Origin of the sequence: Kocuria sp. CPCC 205261 (assembly GCF_040981025.1) — a bacterium.
GTDB lineage: Bacteria > Actinomycetota > Actinomycetes > Actinomycetales > Micrococcaceae > Kocuria > Kocuria marina.
The window spans coordinates 90,184-105,836 of sequence record NZ_JAVKPU010000006.1; the positions used below are offsets into that span (position 1 = coordinate 90,184).

Consider the following 15,653-nt stretch of genomic DNA (forward strand, 5'->3'; position numbering starts at 1 on the left):
GTCGGCGGCGGCCGCCCGGAGGAACACGAAACCCCGCGCGGCCACGAGAACTGCCGTGCGGGGTTCCGAGGCACCCCGTGGGGTGCGGACTTCACATCCGGATCAGATGAGGGACTTGGCGCCGCCGCGAGCCTTCTCGAAGCGCTCGGCCACGTCCGCCCAGTTGACGATGTTCCAGAACGCCTTGACGTAGTCGGCCTTCACGTTCTGGTAGTCCAGGTAGAAGGCGTGCTCCCACATGTCCAGCTGCAGCAGCGGGATGGTGGCCACGGGCACACCGTTCTGCTGGTCGTACATCTGCTCGATCACCAGGTTGCCGGCGATGGGCTCGTACGCCAGGATGGCCCAGCCGGAGCCCTGGATGGTGGTGGCCACCGCGGTGAACTGGTCGCGGAAGGCGTCGAAGGAACCGAAGAAGTTGTCGATCGCCGCGGCGAGCTCACCCTCGGGCTTGTCGCCACCCTCCGGGGAGAGGTTCTTCCAGAAGATGGAGTGGTTAATGTGGCCGCCCAGGTTGAACTGGAGGTCCTTGGAGAGCTTGGCGGCACCGGCGGCGTCGCCGTTGGCGCGGGCCTCCTCCATCTTCTCGAGCGCGGTGTTGGCACCGGTCACGTAGGTGTTGTGGTGCTTGTCGTGGTGCAGCTGCATGATCTGGGCCGAGATGTGCGGCTCGAGCGCTGCGTAGTCATAGGGAAGATCGGGGAGAGTGAACTTTTCAGCCACGGTGAATCATCCTTCCTTTGCGGGTGCGTGATGCTTCAACTGTCCGTCGCTGCGGTTCGGCGGGTCAAGGACGTTCAGCCACTAGCGTATGTTTCACGGAGCCCGTCATCTTCCGTCACAACCGGTGCGTTGCCGCCCGGGCCGTGACCTATCCTTGGGCCCATGTCCACCCCCGATACCGCCCTGGAGGTCACCGCGACCGCGACCGGTTCCGGCGGCGCCACCGCGAGCGTCCACGCGCCGGGACGCGCCGCCGCCGCCCACGCCCCGTTGGCGGCCCGAACCGGCGGGGGCGACCCCGCGGACCTCGAGATCGCGCGCGCGCAGGCTTCGCACGCGCAAGGCATCGTGAACCTGCGGGACCGTCTGGCGCGGTGGTTGCAGGGCCGGGGCATCGACCAGTGGCGCGAGGGCGAGTTCGACCCCGCCGAGGTGCGCCGCGAGATCGACCGCGGCGAGTGGTGGGTCGTGGAATCCCCGGTGCAGCCCGGCCTGATCCTGGCGAGCATCCGTGTGATCTGGGCGGATCCTGAGATCTGGGGCGAGCAGCCGGAGCCCGCCGGTTACACCCACGGGGTCGCGGTGGACCGCTCGCTCGCGGGCACCGGCACGGGTGCCCGGCTGATCCGCACCGCAGAACGGGTGATCGTCGAGTCCGGACGGAGCGTCTCCCGCCTGGACTGCGATGACGGCAACCCGGTGCTCAAGCGTTTCTACACGGGTCTGGGCTACACGCCCCGCGGTGCCGTGGATTTCGCCGTCCCCCGGTTGGATTACCGGGTCACGGTCATGCGCATGGAGCGCCGCCTCAGCCCGTAATCCGGTGCCGACGGGGGCCGCGGGACACCCCCCCCGTTGGTCCCGGTGGCGTCCGCACAGCTCTCAGTAGTAAGCGCGTTTCAAGCGGTTCGCGCGCGTCGCCGCCCCGTGGCCTTGCGGTGCGTTCCCGCGTGCCTGCCGTGGGCAGCAGCCCGCACGCCGTGGCCGGTGCCGCGAGAGGGATGCTCGGTCGACGACGTCGCCAACTCCCCCGGCTGCCCCGCGGCCAGATCCCGCCGCATGCGTTCCAGCCCCTGGGCAAGTCGGCGGCGGGCCATCATCCGGGCCCACGGGCGCTTCCACCACAACCCCCCGCGCAGTCGGAAATCCGCGCGCAGCTGGACGGTCACCCCCGAGCTCGTGGGCTGCCACGCGTACTCCATGATCACGTCCGCGAACCCCTTGGTGGTGCGCAGCATGAGCGATTCACCGGGCACGCGGTCCGCGACGATCATGACGTAGTCGAACGTGAACGGCCCCACCGGAGCGTCGAACTCGATCGCCGAGCCCACGTGCAGTTGATCGTCCAGGGACGTGGGCCACGTGACGTGGATCCCGAACCATCGGCCCATCCCCCTGGGCCTGCCCAGGGCCAGATCGAACTCCTGGGCGGTGACCGCCACGTCCTGCTCCACGAGCAGCGAGAATCCGTGGTCGGTGGAATCGACCTCGGAGATGCGAACAGACATGTTTCCCCCTTGGTGCGTGCTTCCCCCCATGGCGTTCGTCCCACCGAACACCAACTACACGCGAGTAACTTATGACGCTCAGTCTGATGCAAAGACGACAAGCCGTCACTCCGCCGGGGGAAGTGTGACGCGTCCACAAGAGGTGGAGAAAAGTTATCCACAGGGGTGGAAAAGTCTGTGCACAATTCGAACACAGTTTCGACGCACACACCCTGGGCAGGCGCCGCAACGGCAGAAAACGACGCATGACCAGGGTAAATACCGAACAAGCGTCTGGCCAACCGGGTCGAATGACAGTCGTGTGACTTATCCACTCCTGTGGAGAAACGTTGTGGATAACGCTCACTGCCCGCTTATCTGCGTTGAGTTACTCCCTTTTAGGGGGCAGTTATGTGACGCTGTGATTTCCGCGGTGTCAGGAGGTGGGAATCACGCGCAGCCACCGAAAACCGTGAGCCTCCACCAGGATCCCCCCGCGCAGGTCCACCCGCTCGTTCTCGTGCAGCATGGTCGCCGAGGGCAGGAAACCGCTCAGCGTCTCACCCGTGACGAACTGGGGCCAGTCGCTGAAGTTCGCCAGGCACAGCACCACGCTGTGCTCGCCGGGACGCTGATAGCCCAGGACATGGCGGTTGTGCGTGATGAACGGGATGAGCGCGGTGCCCTCGAACTCCGGGGTGGCACGGCGCACCGAGATCATCCCCCGGATCCCGCCGAAGATCCGCCCCTGCACCGAGAACAGGTCGTGGCGGCGTTCGTAGTCGTCGCGGGGGTAGCGCGGGCGATGGACCCAGCGGGCGTCGTCCGCGGCGTCCGGGTTCTCGTCCCAATGGACGTCGTTGCGCTGACCCACCTCGTCACCCAGGTAAAGCAGGGGGACTCCGCCGGTGCTCATGGCCAGCGAATGCGCCAGCAGGATCCGATCCACGGCCGGACCCGGCTCGGTCTCCAGACCCAACAGGGACGCGGTGGTGCCGCAGATCCGGCAATCGCCCGTGCGGGGGTTGCCCTGGAAGGCCACGCCGTGCGCGAAGCTACCGGGGTGGCGCCCGGTGTAGAAGGCATTAAGGAAGCGGCGGTGGTCGTGGCCATCGACACCCAGGCGAGCGGCGTCGTCGTCGGAGAACGTCCACCCGATGTCGTCATGGCCGCGCACGTAGTTGACCCACGCGGTGCCCGCTGGCGTCTCGTGACGTTCGGCGAGCGCGGCGGAGAGCAGGGAGACGTCCCGGGTGGCCATGGCCTCCCATGTGAGGGCCATCTGCAGGGGGTTGTAGGACAGCGCACACTGGTCCGGGTGGACGTAGCGGATGACCTCGTCCGGGTGGACGATCGCCTCCGACTTGAACTCCACGGCCGGGGCGGCCAGGGCCGTCACGGCGTTGAACGCGCGCAGCAGATCGTGGACCTGTGGCTGGGACTCGCACGAGGTGCCGAGTTGCTTCCAGATGAACGCCACGGCGTCCAGGCGCAGCACCTGGGCCCCCTGGTTGGCCAGGAACAGCATTTCCGCGGCCATGGCGTGGAAGACGTGGGGGTTGGAGTAGTTGAGGTCCCACTGGAAGCGGTGGAACGTGGTCCATACCCACCGGGGATCCGGGTCGTAGGGGCTCGCGTCCCGTCCCGCCGGCGTGCTGTCCACGCGCGTGAACACCCCGGGGTGGTCATCCGGGAAGATCTCCCGCGCGGTGCGCTCGAACTCGTCCGGCACGGTGCGCTCCGAGTACATCCAGTAGAAGCGTTCGTAGAACGGGTCCCCGGCGGCCGCGGCCCGGGCCCACTCATGCTCGTTGGAGGTGTGGTTGAACACGAAGTCCAGCACCAGGGCGATCCCCTGGGCCCGCAGTTCGGCCGCCAGGTCCGCGAGCTCCGCCATGGTCCCCAGCTCCGGGTCCACCCGGCGGTAGGAGGACACCGCGTACCCCCCGTCCGAGTTGCCGGCGGGGCTCTCGTAGAGGGGCATGAGGTGCAGGTAGGTCAGCCCGAGTTCTTCGAAGTACGGGATCTTCTCCCGGATCCCCGCGAGGTCCCCGCCGTAGCGGTCCACGTAACACACCCCGCCCACGGCCTCCCGGGACGTGAACCACGGCAGTTGGTCCTCGCGGCGGCGGTCCAGGTCCTTGAGGTCCCGGGGGCGCTGCACATAGGCCTCCCACGCGGTGAGGACGGCGCGGGTCACGGTGTCCCAGATACCGAGCCCGGGTCCGTAGACCGCGTGCAAGGAGGTGATCAGACGGTCCAGCTGACGGCTGAGCCGACCAAGGAAGACGGTGCGTTCCTCGGGGGTCGCGCGCGTATCCAGCGCGAGATGCTCCCGCACCGATTCGAGTACGTGTTCGCGATCGGTGGTGTCCCGGGGGATCGAGGGTTCGGACAGCACGGGAATGCCTCCTCGGTTGACGCACGTCACGTGCGTGGGGAGTCATGGTGCCCGGGATCCCCCTTGATGCCGAGCTCGGATCGACCGCCCCCGCGTTCCCGCGGGCCGGTTTCGTCCAGGATACGGGCGCGGTTGCACTCGACGCTCAGGTGACGTCCGCGTGACTCGTCCCCGCACCCCGTATTCACCCCACAGGTTGTGCACAGAGTTATCCACAGGTGTGGAAACCATGGCGCGTTCTCGGGTGGGCCACGTGGGGCGATACCCCTGAAACCCCAGGTCAGGACGATATGACGCGAATCCCCAGCGGGTGTGGACAAACCTGTGCAGAACCGCGCACACGGCCGTGAAGAACGCGCTCGGCCGGACGCGGATGAACGGAACATGACGAACGCCCGGTGCTTCCCCATGCGGGGAGCACCGGGCGATCCCACCCCGTGGGGTGGATTCCGGACGTCACCAGGTGACCCTGACGGCAGTTCGTCGGCCGACGTCGCTGCGGGTGTCGCGGATCAGGAGGCCTTCTCGTACCCGTGGTCGGAGAGCCACTGCTTGGCGGCGTCCGCGGGGTTCTGCTGCTGGTCCCCGCTGACCTTGCGGTTGAGGTCGATCAGGTCCTGGGTGGTCAGCTTGGTGGAGAACTCGTTCAGCGCGTCCACCGCGTTCTGCGGCAAGCGGTCCGGGGCGGTGAGCGGGAGCACCTGCTGGGCGATGAAGTTGTTCTTGGGGTCCTCGAGCACCGTGAGGTGCTGGTCCTGGATGGCCGGGGTGGTGGTGAAGATGTCCGCCACCTGGGCGTCGTCCTGGGTCAGGGCCTGCACGGTGAGGGGGCCGCCGCCGTCGTTGATGGGCTGGAAGGATTTGAAGGAGCAGTCGTACTTCTGCTTCAACCCGTCCACGCCGTAGGCGCGTTCCTGGAACTCCGGCGGGCCAGCCATGATCAGGTCCCCGCACACCGAGGAGAGGTCCTCGATGGACGTCAGACCGTACTTCTCCGCGGTGGCCTGTGTGACCACCAGGGCGTCCTTGTTCTCCGCGCGGGAGGGGTCGAGCACCGAGAGCTGCTGGCCCTCCAACGCGGAAGGCAGTGCCTTTATGATGTCCTCGGCGGAGGCCGCGGTGGCGTCCTTGTCCGCGAAGAGCAACAGGTTCCCGGAGTAGTCCGGGACCACGTCCACGGAACCGTCCTTGACGGCACCCACGTAGGCCTCGCGCGCGCCGATGCCCGGCTTGGTCTCCACTGTGACGCCCGCGTCCCGCAGCACCCCGGCGTAGAGCTCGGCGATGACCTGCGACTCGGGGAAGTCCGCAGAACCCACGGTGACGGCGTCCGAGGAGCCGCCTGAGGCGGCGTCGCCCGAGTTCTCCGCGAGCGGGTCGGAACCGCCGCCGCACGCGGTGAGGGCGAACACGGCCGTGGCGGTCATGGCCGCCCACACGGCGGGGCGGAGGGCGCGGTGCGCAGCGCGCGTGCGCTGCGTAGAGGGGGACGGTGTCATGGTCGATCTCCTGCCAGTCTGAGGCCCGGCGACGTCACCAGGCGTTGTACGAGAGCGAGTACTGCATCCGCGGCCAGTGCGAGCACGGCCACGAGTACCACGGACGCGAGCATGCGCGCGTAGTCACGCACCGCGAGCCCGTCGATCAGATAGCGGCCCAGACCGCCCAGGTTGATGTACGCCACGATGGTCACGGTCGCGAGCACCTGCAACGCGGCATTGCGGATCCCGCCCAGGATCACCGGCAGCGCCACGGGGATCTCCACGCGCGTGAGTACCTGACCCTCGGTCATGCCCATGGAACGAGCTGCGTCCACGAGCGCCGGGGAGACCGCGGCGACCCCCGAGTACGTGCCCGAAAGGATGGGCGGGATGGCCAGCAGCACGAGCGCCAGGATGGGGGGCATGAGCCCCAGCCCCATGAGCAGCGTGAACAGGCTCAGCAGACCCAGGGTGGGCAGCGAGCGCAATGCGCCAGCCAGGCCCACGATCACGCCGCCGCCGCGGCGTGTGTGGCCCACCCACAGGCCCAGGGGCACGGCGATCGCGAGCGCAATCCCCATGGTCAGCACGCTGTAGCCCACGTGTTCGAGCAAACGCTGCGGGATCCCGGTGGCTCCGCTCCAGTTGGCGGGGTCGGTCAGGAACTGCGCGGCTTCCGAGAACAGGTTCACGCGCAATCACCCCGGGCTTTCACCGCGGCGACGGCGCCCGCGCCGCCGGGCGCACCGGCCACGGAATCGCGGCCCTCGGGGTCCCCGCCCCCGGGCCGGTCGGCTCGGCCGTTAGCGCTGTCGTGCCGCGCCGCGCCGGCACGACGCCGCTCGCGCGCCGTCGTGGTCCCCGTGCGCTGCCAGCGGGTCAGGACATGGCCGAGCAGACGCAAGAGCTGATCCAGCACGATCGCGATCAGCACGGTGGCCACGATGCCCACCACGATCTCCGAGACGATCGAGCGGCGCAGCCCGTCCGTGAACAGGGTGCCCAGGGACTGGATGCCGATCACGGCGCCCACGGAGACCATGGAGATGTTGGAGACCGTGGCCACGCGCAGCCCCGCGATCATCACGGGCACTGCCAGCGGCAGTTCCACCCCAAAGAAGCGGCGCACGGGTTTGTACCCCAGCGAGGTGGCGGCCTGGAGGACATCTCGGTCCAGGGACTCGAACGCGTCCACGCACGAGCGCACCAGGATTGCGATCACGTACAGGGTCAGCGCCACGATCACGTTGACCACGGACGTGATGCCCGTGCCCAGGATCAGCGGTAGGACCACGAACAGGGTCAGCGAGGGGATCGTGTACAGCAGTGACGAGCCCGTGACGAACACCGGACGCAACCAGCGTCTGCTCGTGGCCAACCGGGCAAGCGGGACGCTGATCAGCAGGCCCACGACCACGGGCACGATGGACTGGATCAGGTGCGCGCCAGCGAGGTCCAGGACCGTGGACCAGTTGTTCGACAGCCAGTTCACGAGCGTTCCGACCTGTCGTAGCGCGCCGAGCGCTGCTCTTCGATCGCGCGCATCACGTCCTCGCCGGGCACTACGCCCGCCACGGAGCCGTCGCGGTGCACGGCCACGGCCTGCCCGGACGGGGAGGACAGGGCGGCGTCGAGCGCGGTGCGCAACGACCCGCCGTCGTGCCACAGGGTCCCTCCCACACGCAGTTCCTCGCGCGCGGCCGGTTCTCCGGACGCCGTCACGGGCAGCCAGCCCAGCGGGTGGCGGCGCTCGTCCACCGCGAGCACCCAGTCCGACGACGACGCCGCTCCCGCCGCCTGCCACGGCGCGGGGTCCTCACTGCAGGGGCCCACCAGGAAGCGCTCGCCGGTGTCCACGACCAGAACCGTGACGGGCTGCAGTGCCACGGAGGCGTTGTCGAAGCTCAGCGAACGGAACCCGCGGTCACGGCCGATGAAGTCCGCGACGAAGTCGTCCGCGGGGGCCCGCAGCAGTTCCTCCGGGGTCGCGTACTGCGCGAGCCTGCCCCCGCGCGCGAACACGGCCACGCGGTTGCCCAGCAGGATCGCCTCGTCGATGTCGTGGGTCACGAAGATGATGGTGCGGTGCAACCGCTTCTGCAGGTCCAACAATTCGCTCTGCAGGTCCTGGCGCACCACGGGGTCCACGGCGGAGAACGGTTCGTCCATGAGCAGGATGGGCGGATCCGAGGCCAGGGCACGTGCCACGCCCACGCGTTGTTGCTGACCTCCGGACAACTGCGCCGGGTACCGGGTGGCCACGGACTCGTCCAATCCCACCGAGCCCAGCAACTGCCGGGCGTGCGCGCGGGACTCCCGTTTGGACACCCCGTTCAGCCGGGGGACCGTGGCGATGTTGTCCTCCACGGTCTTGTGGGGCAGCAGACCCGATTGCTGCATCACGTACCCCATGGAGCGGCGCAGCTTGGCGGCCGGGATGCTCGCGACGTCCTGACCGTTGACCTCCACCGTCCCCGAGGAGGGCTCCACCATGCGGTTGAGCATCCGCAGGGACGTGGTCTTGCCGCAGCCGGATGGGCCCACGAACACCGTGAGGGAACCCGCGGGAACGTCCAGGTCCAAGTTATCCACCGCGGCAGTACCGTCCGAATAGACTTTGCTCACCCCGCGGTAGCGGATCGCCAGATCGGTCATGGGGCCGTATCCCTTCGTAGCCGTGGTTTCATCCTAACGGCGCAAAACCATCGGTGAGCGGACCATTTCCAGATTCGTGACGGTTCACCCGGTGGAGCCGTCACAAGTGCCGCTGAAGCATGCCGTCCGGAAGGAAGGCACGAGGAAGACGTCCGCGATGGCGTCCAAGGATCGGAACCGCCTGGGCAGCACCAGCGAGTCCGAACTGGAGCAGAAGCTGCGCGAGCGGGGACAACGCGCGGCCACGCGCACCCCCAAGCCCCGACCACAGCGATGGGCGGAACACTCGTAAATGCCCCACCCATTTTATTTTGCACTCACGCGCGCCGCTCACGAGTCAGATTTGTATGATGTCCCGCGTCTGGATGAACACCGGGATTGCCGGCTCATCGCATTCGAGGGTGTAGGTGTGGTCTGAATCCTCCAGCCTCGAGCAGGCTCCCGGTGATGAAGTTGGTGAGGTTGCCGAAACCGAAAGCGGAGCCGCGCAGGTGCTCAACGCGCCCATTGATCGCCTCTGTCGGCCCGTTGCTGGTGCCTGACCGGTCGAAGAACGCGAACACGTCGAAGGCGCGTTGCCTAAAGGTGTGGCCAAGCTTGCGGATATCGACGAGCGTAGCCGGGACACCGCTGCTAAGCGCGTGGATCACCGCTTGCATCATCTGCTTCGCCTTCTTCTTCTCGGGCTCGCGGTAGGCGGGGACAATGCGCTGGTAAATGCCTCAGGTCGCTTCGACCTCGACATGCTCCTCGATCGCTAACACGGCGTTGAAGCGGGCGGTGTGCTTCTCGGTGAGCAGACCGGCACCGGTGTGCAGGGCCCGGCGCGCCTTCAACAGCGGATCGCCGGCGCGGCCACGATGCCCGAGAGTGTCCTGCTGGATGCACAGCCGGCACCGGTCGAGGGCGTCGCCGGCCAGACGAACGACATGGAACGGGTCCACCACCGGACCGCGTCGGGCAGCTCTTCCGCCGCGGCGGCCTTTAACCCGCTGAACTTACGCCACCACGGATCACCCCCGACGATACGACACTCAATGACCGCCCGATCCGGGTCGAGTCGCTGCCCGACGGCTTCGAGGCCAAGTACGGCGAGGCGGCAGAACGTGATCAGGCACAGCGCGGCGAAGGTAGCGTTGAACACGTCGAGCTCTTCCGGATGGTGAGTGCAAAACCTCCATCCACGGGGACCCCGACGTCCATACGACCACCGCCGCGCGAACCCCCACCACACCCCCAACCACGAAGAACCAGATTGCCAGTATCGCACTGATGATGAAAACGCAGATCAAATATGCGCCGGCCGGTCTTGAGATCCTTGTCTACGTCCTATTCACTCGCACTACCGGACCTGTAGGCGTTCGAATCCCACCGCATCTGCTTTCCCCAGACGGCATCGGAAACGACGAAAAAGGATGTCATGAGAGACCCTAGACAGAAAAACGCCAGAGTCAGGGCCAAGGGGAAAACAACCCCCTTAGAAATCAGCAACCATCCGCATATGGTCAATCCGATCACTGCAAACGCACTGCAGTAAACTGTGATCGGGCTTTTAAATTCCATGACATTCTCTTTCTACGAGGTTCCACCAACCGAGCCTGCTATAGAGCATCCCTGGGACTTCGCCCCGCACCACCGGGGCGGGTTCCCATCAGTGAGTTCACCGATCCTGTGGCGCATCAAGTGGCGCGTCCCCGATGTCCTCGGTCAGGAACTCCTCCGGGATCCGGTCCGCCCCGGCCACGTCCGCGAGGATCCGCCGGTCGATGGGAACCCCCCGACGCAGCACACTGATCCCGCCCCCGGGTTCGTGCAGCACGCACGCCACCTCGCGGTAGGAGCGCACCCCCGCCCGACGCAGTGCCCCGTTGAGTTCGGAATGCGTGATGTGGGCGCGACGCAGGGCGTGCTCGTCCACGCGGTCACCGATCATGAGCAGGCGGGCGGGTGAATTGAACACGCGCTGCCACCGAGCCCGCGTGCCCAGGTGGCCGAACACCACTTCCAGCAGGAACAGGGTGCCCAGTCCCAGCACCCCGCTCATGAGTGTCGGCGGGTGCCCCAGGATCACGCGCCCCGCCACGGCACCCAGCATCACGGTGATCACCACGTCGAACGTGGACATGGCCGTGAGCACCCGCTGGCCGAAGATCCGCACAAAGACGAGGAATGCCACGTAGATCCCCACCGCGGAGAGCACCACCACGATCGCATGGGCGGACGTGATCCCCAGTTCGGAGCCCAGACCCTCCCAGGACGGCACGCCTCAGCCCCGGCCCGTACCGCGTTCCAGCGACGCCGACGACGCCGGTCCGGCGCCTTCCTTGGGCCGGGTGGCGTCATCGAGCCGGGTAGCGGCGTCGTCCTTGCGGCCCGCCGCGAACTGCGTGGCGTGCAGCTCCGCGTAGCGGCCAGCGCGTGCGAGCAGTTCCTCGTGGGAACCGCGCTCCACGATTCGGCCGGCCTCGATCACGAGGATCTGGTCCGCCTGGCGGATCGTGGACAGCCGGTGCGCGATGACCACGGCGGTGCGCCCGGACATCGCCTCGTCGAGTGCCGCCTGCACGTAGGCCTCGTTCGTGGAATCCAGGGCGGAGGTCGCCTCGTCCAGGATCACCACGCGGGGTTGGGCCAACAGCAAGCGAGCGATCGTGAGGCGCTGGCGCTCGCCACCCGAGAGCCGGTAGCCGCGCTCCCCCACCACGGTGTCCAGACCGTCCGGGAGGGATTCGATCACGTGCCGCAACCGAGCGCGCTCCAGGGCGTTCCACAGCTCGGCGTCCGTGACCCCCTCCCGGGCCACACCGAGGTTCGCGCGGATCGTGTCGTGGAACAGGTGCCCGTCCTGCATGACCATTCCCACGGAGCGGCGCAGGGATTCGAAGGTCGTGTCCCGCACGTCCTGGCCGCCGAGCCGGACCGCGCCCGAGTCGACGTCGTACAACCGCGCGACCAACTGCGCGATCGTGGACTTCCCGGCCCCGGAGGACCCCACAAGGGCCACGGTGTGGCCGGGTTCCGCCCGGAAGTCGATGTCGTGCAGGACTTCCTCGCCGCCGCGTGAATCCAGGACGGCCACGTCCTCGAGGGACGCGAGCGAGACCTTGTCCGCGGAGGGGTAGGAGAAGCGCACGTGATCGAACTCCACGGCCACGGGCCCCTCGGGCAGGGCACGCGCCTCGGGGCTCTCGGTGATGAGGGGCTTGATGTCCAGGACCTCGAAGACGCGCTCGAAGCTGACCACCGCGCTCATGATGTCCATGTGGGCGTTCGCCAACATGGTCAACGGGGTATACAGCCTGGTCAGAAGCATGCCCAAGGCCACGACCGAGCCCGCGTCCAGGTGGCCCAGCAAGGCCTGCGCTCCGCCCACGCCGTACACGAGCGCCAGCGCGAGGGCGGAGACCAGGGTCAGGGCGGTGACGAATGTGGTTTGCAACATGGTCGCGCGGATCCCGATTCCCCGGACGTCGTTCGCGCGGGCGGCGAACTCCCGCGATTCCTGCGCGGGATCGCTGTAGAGCTTGACCAGGGTGGCGCCACCGGCGGAGAACCGCTCGGTCATCCGCGTGGACATCTGGGCGTTGTATTGGGCGGAGCGACGCTGCAACGCGGCCAACCGGCCACCCATGGCCCGGGCGGGGATCAGGAAGATGGGCAACAGCAGCAGGGACAGCGCGGTGACCTGCCACGAGATGGTGACCATGACCCCTACGGTCAGCAGCAGGGACACCACGTTGGACACCACACCCGACAGGGTCCCGGCGAACGCGCGCTGCGCGCCGATCACGTCCGTGTTCAGCCGGGACACGAGAGCCCCGGTGCGCGTGCGGGTGAAGAAGGCGAGCGGCATGGTCTGCACGTGGTCGTACACGGCGGTGCGCAGATCGTAGATGAGCCCTTCACCGATTCGTGAGGACTGCCACCTGTTCAGCAGGGACAGTCCAGCGTCCGTGATGGCTACCGCCGCGATGGCCACCGCGAGCCACACCACCACGGAGACGTCGTGCCCGCCGGTGATCGCATTGACCACCCGCCCGGCCAGCACGGGCGTGACCACACCCAGAACGGCCAGGGCCACCGACACCAGGACGAACGCCAGGATCGCATGGCGGTGGGGACGCGCGAACGTGATGATGCGTCGCACGGTTTCACCGCTGATCTTGCGGCCCTTGTTCTCCTGCCCCTTCATGGTCCGCCACATGGCCATGTGGGCGCTCTGCATACTCACGCTCGCAACTGTATCCCCGGGTCAGGGAATCACGCGGGGCAGTCCAGCCCCATGGCACCGCGGGTATTGGAGCCGCGGTTGAGGGCGCGGCCGATCTCACTGAGTTGGCCCACCTGCTCGGGGGCCAGTCGGTCGAAGACGATTTCCCGCACATGACGCACGTGGGCGGGAGCAGCCTCACGCAAACGTTCGAGTCCCGCGGGGGTGATCTCCGCGATCACCACGCGGCGGTCGTCCTGACGGCCCGCGCGAGTGACCAACCCGTCTTTCTCCATCCGCGCGACGATTCGCGAGAGCCGGGACTGGGACGTGTTCGTGGCCGTGGCCAGAGCGGACATCTTATGCCGGTGGTCCGGGGCTTCGGACAGCATGGCGAGCACCAGGTATTCCGCGAGTGACATGTCCTCCTCGCTGCGCAACTGCCCCTCCACGGCACCCGGCAGGCGGAACATGATGGAGACGAGCGCGAGCCACGCTTCCCGCTCGTCCTCTGACAGCCACTTTGTCTCTTCCATACTCACGAGTGTAGTGAGCATATATTGACGCAGCAAATATCTCGTGTATCTAAGGACCTGGGTGACCCCGCCCCACGCCGACCGCTCAGGCACCCAGCGTGCGACGCCGCCCCGCGAGCGCGATGAACACGCCCTGTGCCACGGCCACCCCGACCATCACGAGCAGCGGTGCGGTCCAGGACCCGGAGGCGTCCTCCAACAACCCGATCATCACGGGGCCGAGCGCGGCGAAGAGGTACCCCACGCTCTGCGCCATGGAGGACAGGGCCGCAGCCCGGTGGTAGTCCGTGGTGCGCAGCCCGAACAGGGCCATGGCCAGCACGATCGCCCCGCCGGTGCAGAACCCGATGAACAGCGCCCACAACAGGGACAGGGAGGGGACGAACAGCAGACCCAGCAGACCGATCACCGCTGAGGCAGCGAACACCGCACCCAGACCGGACTGCTCCCGGAGCCGGGGGATCATGAACGCGGCGAAGAGAGTCCCCACGAGTCCGCACGCCTGGAACGCGAAGTGGTACCACCCGGCCTGGACCGGGGTAGCGCCGGCGGAGATCTGGATCGTCGGCAGCCATGTGACCATCGTGTAGTAGACGGTGGACTGCAGCCCCATGTACACGGTCACTTGCCAGGCCAGGGCGGAGCCCAGCGGGAGCCGGGCCCGGGAACGTGCAACGGACGCGGTGACGGCCGGGGGAACCGCCGGTGCGGCGTCGTCGTCCGCTCCTGAACTCGGAGTCGGCGAACCAGGCCCCGTCGCATCGGGGGCCGCCGGGCCGGGGGCCGCAGCCCGGGGAGCGGCAGTGCCCGAGCCCACCCGGGAGGCCACCCCCAGGATCCACGGCAGGAAGACGGCCACGCCGATGATCGCCACGGCCGCCCAGATCCCGAGCGCGAACCGCCAGCCGGACGGGGCGACGTCCGCGATGGGGACCACCACACCGGAGGCGAGCGCCGCGGTCAGCGCCGTGACCGCTTGGTACACACCCGTCATGGGGCCGATCCGGTGCGGCCAGTCACGTTTGATCAGGGACGGGATCAGCACGTTGAGCACCGCGATCGCCGCGCCCAGCAGTCCCGTGCCCACCCAGATCAATCCGGGTCCGGGAACCGAGCGGACCACGATGCCCGCCGCGAGGACCACGAGGGCGAGACCCAGGACCCGTTCGAGCCGGAATGCCTCCGCGAGTCGCGGCGCGAAGGGGGAGATCACGGCGAACGCCACGAGCGGCAGGCTCACGAGCAGCGACGCCTGCGACGCGCTCAATCCCACCTCGTGTTCGATCTGCGGCAGCACCGGGCCCACCGCGGTGATCCCCGCCCGCAGGTTGGCCCCCAGCAGGAGCACGCCGACCAGCAGCAGTCCCGCGCGGGGCGCACGGGCGGACACAGAACGCTCGGGGCGTGGATCGACTGCGAGCACGGGGCCACCTCTCCTGGACGTCCATGCCACCATAATGGGAGGCATGGACTCCCACGACACCTGGCCCGCGCCCGTGACCGTTGACGACCGCGCGTTCGATGCCGCCGCCATGCGTCAGTTGGGCCGCGCACCCGCGTCGGACGACGCCGCAGGGACCGGTTCCGCGGGTACCGGCACCGGGGCCCCGGGGGCCGATCCCGACCTCGCCGCCAAGCCCACCCTGCGCGAGAAGCTCACGGCCTCCCTGCTGCTCGTAATCCCCCTGGTCTCCGCGCTCGTGGTGGTGCTCAGCGCCATCCGGTACACGGACACCCGTAACGGGCTGTGGCTCGGGGTCATCGCGGTGGTGCTCGTCCTGGCCGCGCTGTCCTGGGTCGCGGTGCTGCGGGGCGCGTTCGCCCGCGCCCGGGGCCACCTGGCCGCGCGGTTGCCGGGGGTGATCGGCCACGGTGTGGGCATCGTACGCGAGCTCGACGTGGAGTCCCCCTTCGACGAGAACGGCGTCTCGGACACCGTGACCGCCCACCTCACCCTGCGCGTGAACCCCACGCAGGGCCCGGCGTTCACCGCCGTGCTGGACGCAGTCTACGCACTGGCTGACGCCGAGAAGCTCACCGTGGGATCGCACGGGCCGGTGCGCTACCTGCGCTCGGACCCGGAGAACACGGTGGGGATCGAAACCCGGTTGCCCGAACTGACGGTGCAGCAGATCTACCGTGCCGCGGCCATGAACTGAC

General features: G+C 68.0%; 14 protein-coding genes and 1 pseudogene. 3 read left to right on the plus strand and 12 right to left on the minus strand.

Annotation, left to right across the window (positions count from 1 at the left end; genetic code table 11):
* Positions 1–102: 102 nt before the first annotated feature.
* A complete protein-coding gene (locus RF646_RS07700; RefSeq protein WP_035962724.1) occupies positions 103–723 on the minus strand; it encodes a superoxide dismutase in 621 nt (206 codons plus the stop codon).
* A gap of 162 nt (positions 724–885) precedes the next feature.
* Between RF646_RS07700 and RF646_RS07705 the strand changes: the two genes are divergently transcribed.
* The gene (locus tag RF646_RS07705) at positions 886–1,542 is read left to right on the plus strand and encodes a GNAT family N-acetyltransferase (RefSeq protein WP_368835656.1); all 657 of its coding nucleotides are present in this window, start codon (positions 886–888) and stop codon (positions 1,540–1,542) included.
* 80 nt (positions 1,543–1,622) lie between these two features.
* On the opposite strand, the gene RF646_RS07710 is transcribed toward RF646_RS07705, so the two are convergent.
* The 6 genes from RF646_RS07710 to RF646_RS07735 form a co-directional block, all read right to left on the minus strand.
* Positions 1,623–2,231, minus strand: a complete 609-nt coding sequence (locus RF646_RS07710) for a hypothetical protein (protein ID WP_368835657.1) — start codon at positions 2,229–2,231, stop codon at positions 1,623–1,625.
* A gap of 415 nt (positions 2,232–2,646) precedes the next feature.
* The gene (locus RF646_RS07715) at positions 2,647–4,611 is read right to left on the minus strand and encodes an amylosucrase (RefSeq protein ID WP_085108222.1); all 1,965 of its coding nucleotides are present in this window, start codon (positions 4,609–4,611) and stop codon (positions 2,647–2,649) included.
* Positions 4,612–5,123: 512 nt separating this feature from the next.
* Complete coding sequence (locus RF646_RS07720) at positions 5,124–6,110, minus strand: ABC transporter substrate-binding protein (protein WP_368835658.1); 987 nt, start codon at positions 6,108–6,110, stop codon at positions 5,124–5,126.
* Positions 6,107–6,784: an ABC transporter permease gene (locus tag RF646_RS07725; RefSeq protein ID WP_064846971.1), complete on the minus strand. Its 678-nt coding sequence runs from the start codon at positions 6,782–6,784 to the stop codon at positions 6,107–6,109. Before RF646_RS07725 ends, RF646_RS07720 begins: the two co-directional genes overlap by 4 nt.
* Positions 6,781–7,584, minus strand: coding sequence for an ABC transporter permease (locus tag RF646_RS07730; protein ID WP_368835659.1), 804 nt, complete (start codon positions 7,582–7,584; stop codon positions 6,781–6,783). The genes RF646_RS07725 and RF646_RS07730 overlap by 4 nt, the downstream gene beginning before the upstream one ends.
* The gene (locus RF646_RS07735; protein WP_085108213.1) at positions 7,581–8,747 is read right to left on the minus strand and encodes an ABC transporter ATP-binding protein; all 1,167 of its coding nucleotides are present in this window, start codon (positions 8,745–8,747) and stop codon (positions 7,581–7,583) included. Before RF646_RS07735 ends, RF646_RS07730 begins: the two co-directional genes overlap by 4 nt.
* Before the next feature lie 157 nt (positions 8,748–8,904).
* Between RF646_RS07735 and RF646_RS07740 the strand changes: the two genes are divergently transcribed.
* Positions 8,905–9,039, plus strand: coding sequence for a hypothetical protein (locus RF646_RS07740; RefSeq protein ID WP_269155754.1), 135 nt, complete (start codon positions 8,905–8,907; stop codon positions 9,037–9,039).
* 94 nt (positions 9,040–9,133) lie between these two features.
* On the opposite strand, the pseudogene RF646_RS07745 reads toward RF646_RS07740, so the two are convergent.
* From RF646_RS07745 to RF646_RS07765, 5 genes and pseudogenes are all read right to left on the minus strand, one after another.
* Positions 9,134–9,744: pseudogene (locus RF646_RS07745) on the minus strand (transposase); the annotation flags it as partial.
* Positions 9,745–10,407: 663 nt separating this feature from the next.
* The gene (locus RF646_RS07750) at positions 10,408–11,010 is read right to left on the minus strand and encodes a DUF421 domain-containing protein (RefSeq protein ID WP_085108210.1); all 603 of its coding nucleotides are present in this window, start codon (positions 11,008–11,010) and stop codon (positions 10,408–10,410) included.
* Positions 11,011–11,013: 3 nt separating this feature from the next.
* The gene (locus RF646_RS07755; RefSeq protein ID WP_368835686.1) at positions 11,014–12,957 is read right to left on the minus strand and encodes an ABC transporter ATP-binding protein; all 1,944 of its coding nucleotides are present in this window, start codon (positions 12,955–12,957) and stop codon (positions 11,014–11,016) included.
* Positions 12,958–13,007: 50 nt separating this feature from the next.
* On the minus strand, positions 13,008–13,493 hold the full coding sequence (locus tag RF646_RS07760; RefSeq protein WP_064846950.1) for a MarR family winged helix-turn-helix transcriptional regulator: 486 nt from the start codon (positions 13,491–13,493) through the stop codon (positions 13,008–13,010).
* 85 nt (positions 13,494–13,578) lie between these two features.
* The gene (locus tag RF646_RS07765) at positions 13,579–14,916 is read right to left on the minus strand and encodes an MFS transporter (RefSeq protein ID WP_159450052.1); all 1,338 of its coding nucleotides are present in this window, start codon (positions 14,914–14,916) and stop codon (positions 13,579–13,581) included.
* A gap of 43 nt (positions 14,917–14,959) precedes the next feature.
* On the opposite strand from RF646_RS07765, the gene RF646_RS07770 reads away from it, so the two are divergent.
* Positions 14,960–15,652, plus strand: coding sequence for a hypothetical protein (locus tag RF646_RS07770; protein ID WP_368835660.1), 693 nt, complete (start codon positions 14,960–14,962; stop codon positions 15,650–15,652).
* Position 15,653 lies beyond the last annotated feature (1 nt).

Bases quoted from the DNA above. Each gene is read 5' to 3' on its own strand.
- RF646_RS07705 (WP_368835656.1), top strand. From the start codon at position 886: ATGTCCACCCCCGATACCGCCCTGGAGGTCACCGCGACCGCGACCGGT.
- RF646_RS07710 (WP_368835657.1), bottom strand. From the start codon at position 2,231: ATGTCTGTTCGCATCTCCGAGGTCGATTCCACCGACCACGGATTCTCG.
- RF646_RS07720 (WP_368835658.1), bottom strand. From the start codon at position 6,110: ATGACACCGTCCCCCTCTACGCAGCGCACGCGCGCTGCGCACCGCGCC.
- RF646_RS07735 (WP_085108213.1), bottom strand. From the start codon at position 8,747: ATGACCGATCTGGCGATCCGCTACCGCGGGGTGAGCAAAGTCTATTCG.
- RF646_RS07740 (WP_269155754.1), top strand. From the start codon at position 8,905: ATGGCGTCCAAGGATCGGAACCGCCTGGGCAGCACCAGCGAGTCCGAA.
- RF646_RS07755 (WP_368835686.1), bottom strand. From the start codon at position 12,957: ATGGCCATGTGGCGGACCATGAAGGGGCAGGAGAACAAGGGCCGCAAG.
- RF646_RS07760 (WP_064846950.1), bottom strand. From the start codon at position 13,493: ATGGAAGAGACAAAGTGGCTGTCAGAGGACGAGCGGGAAGCGTGGCTC.
- RF646_RS07770 (WP_368835660.1), top strand. From the start codon at position 14,960: ATGGACTCCCACGACACCTGGCCCGCGCCCGTGACCGTTGACGACCGC.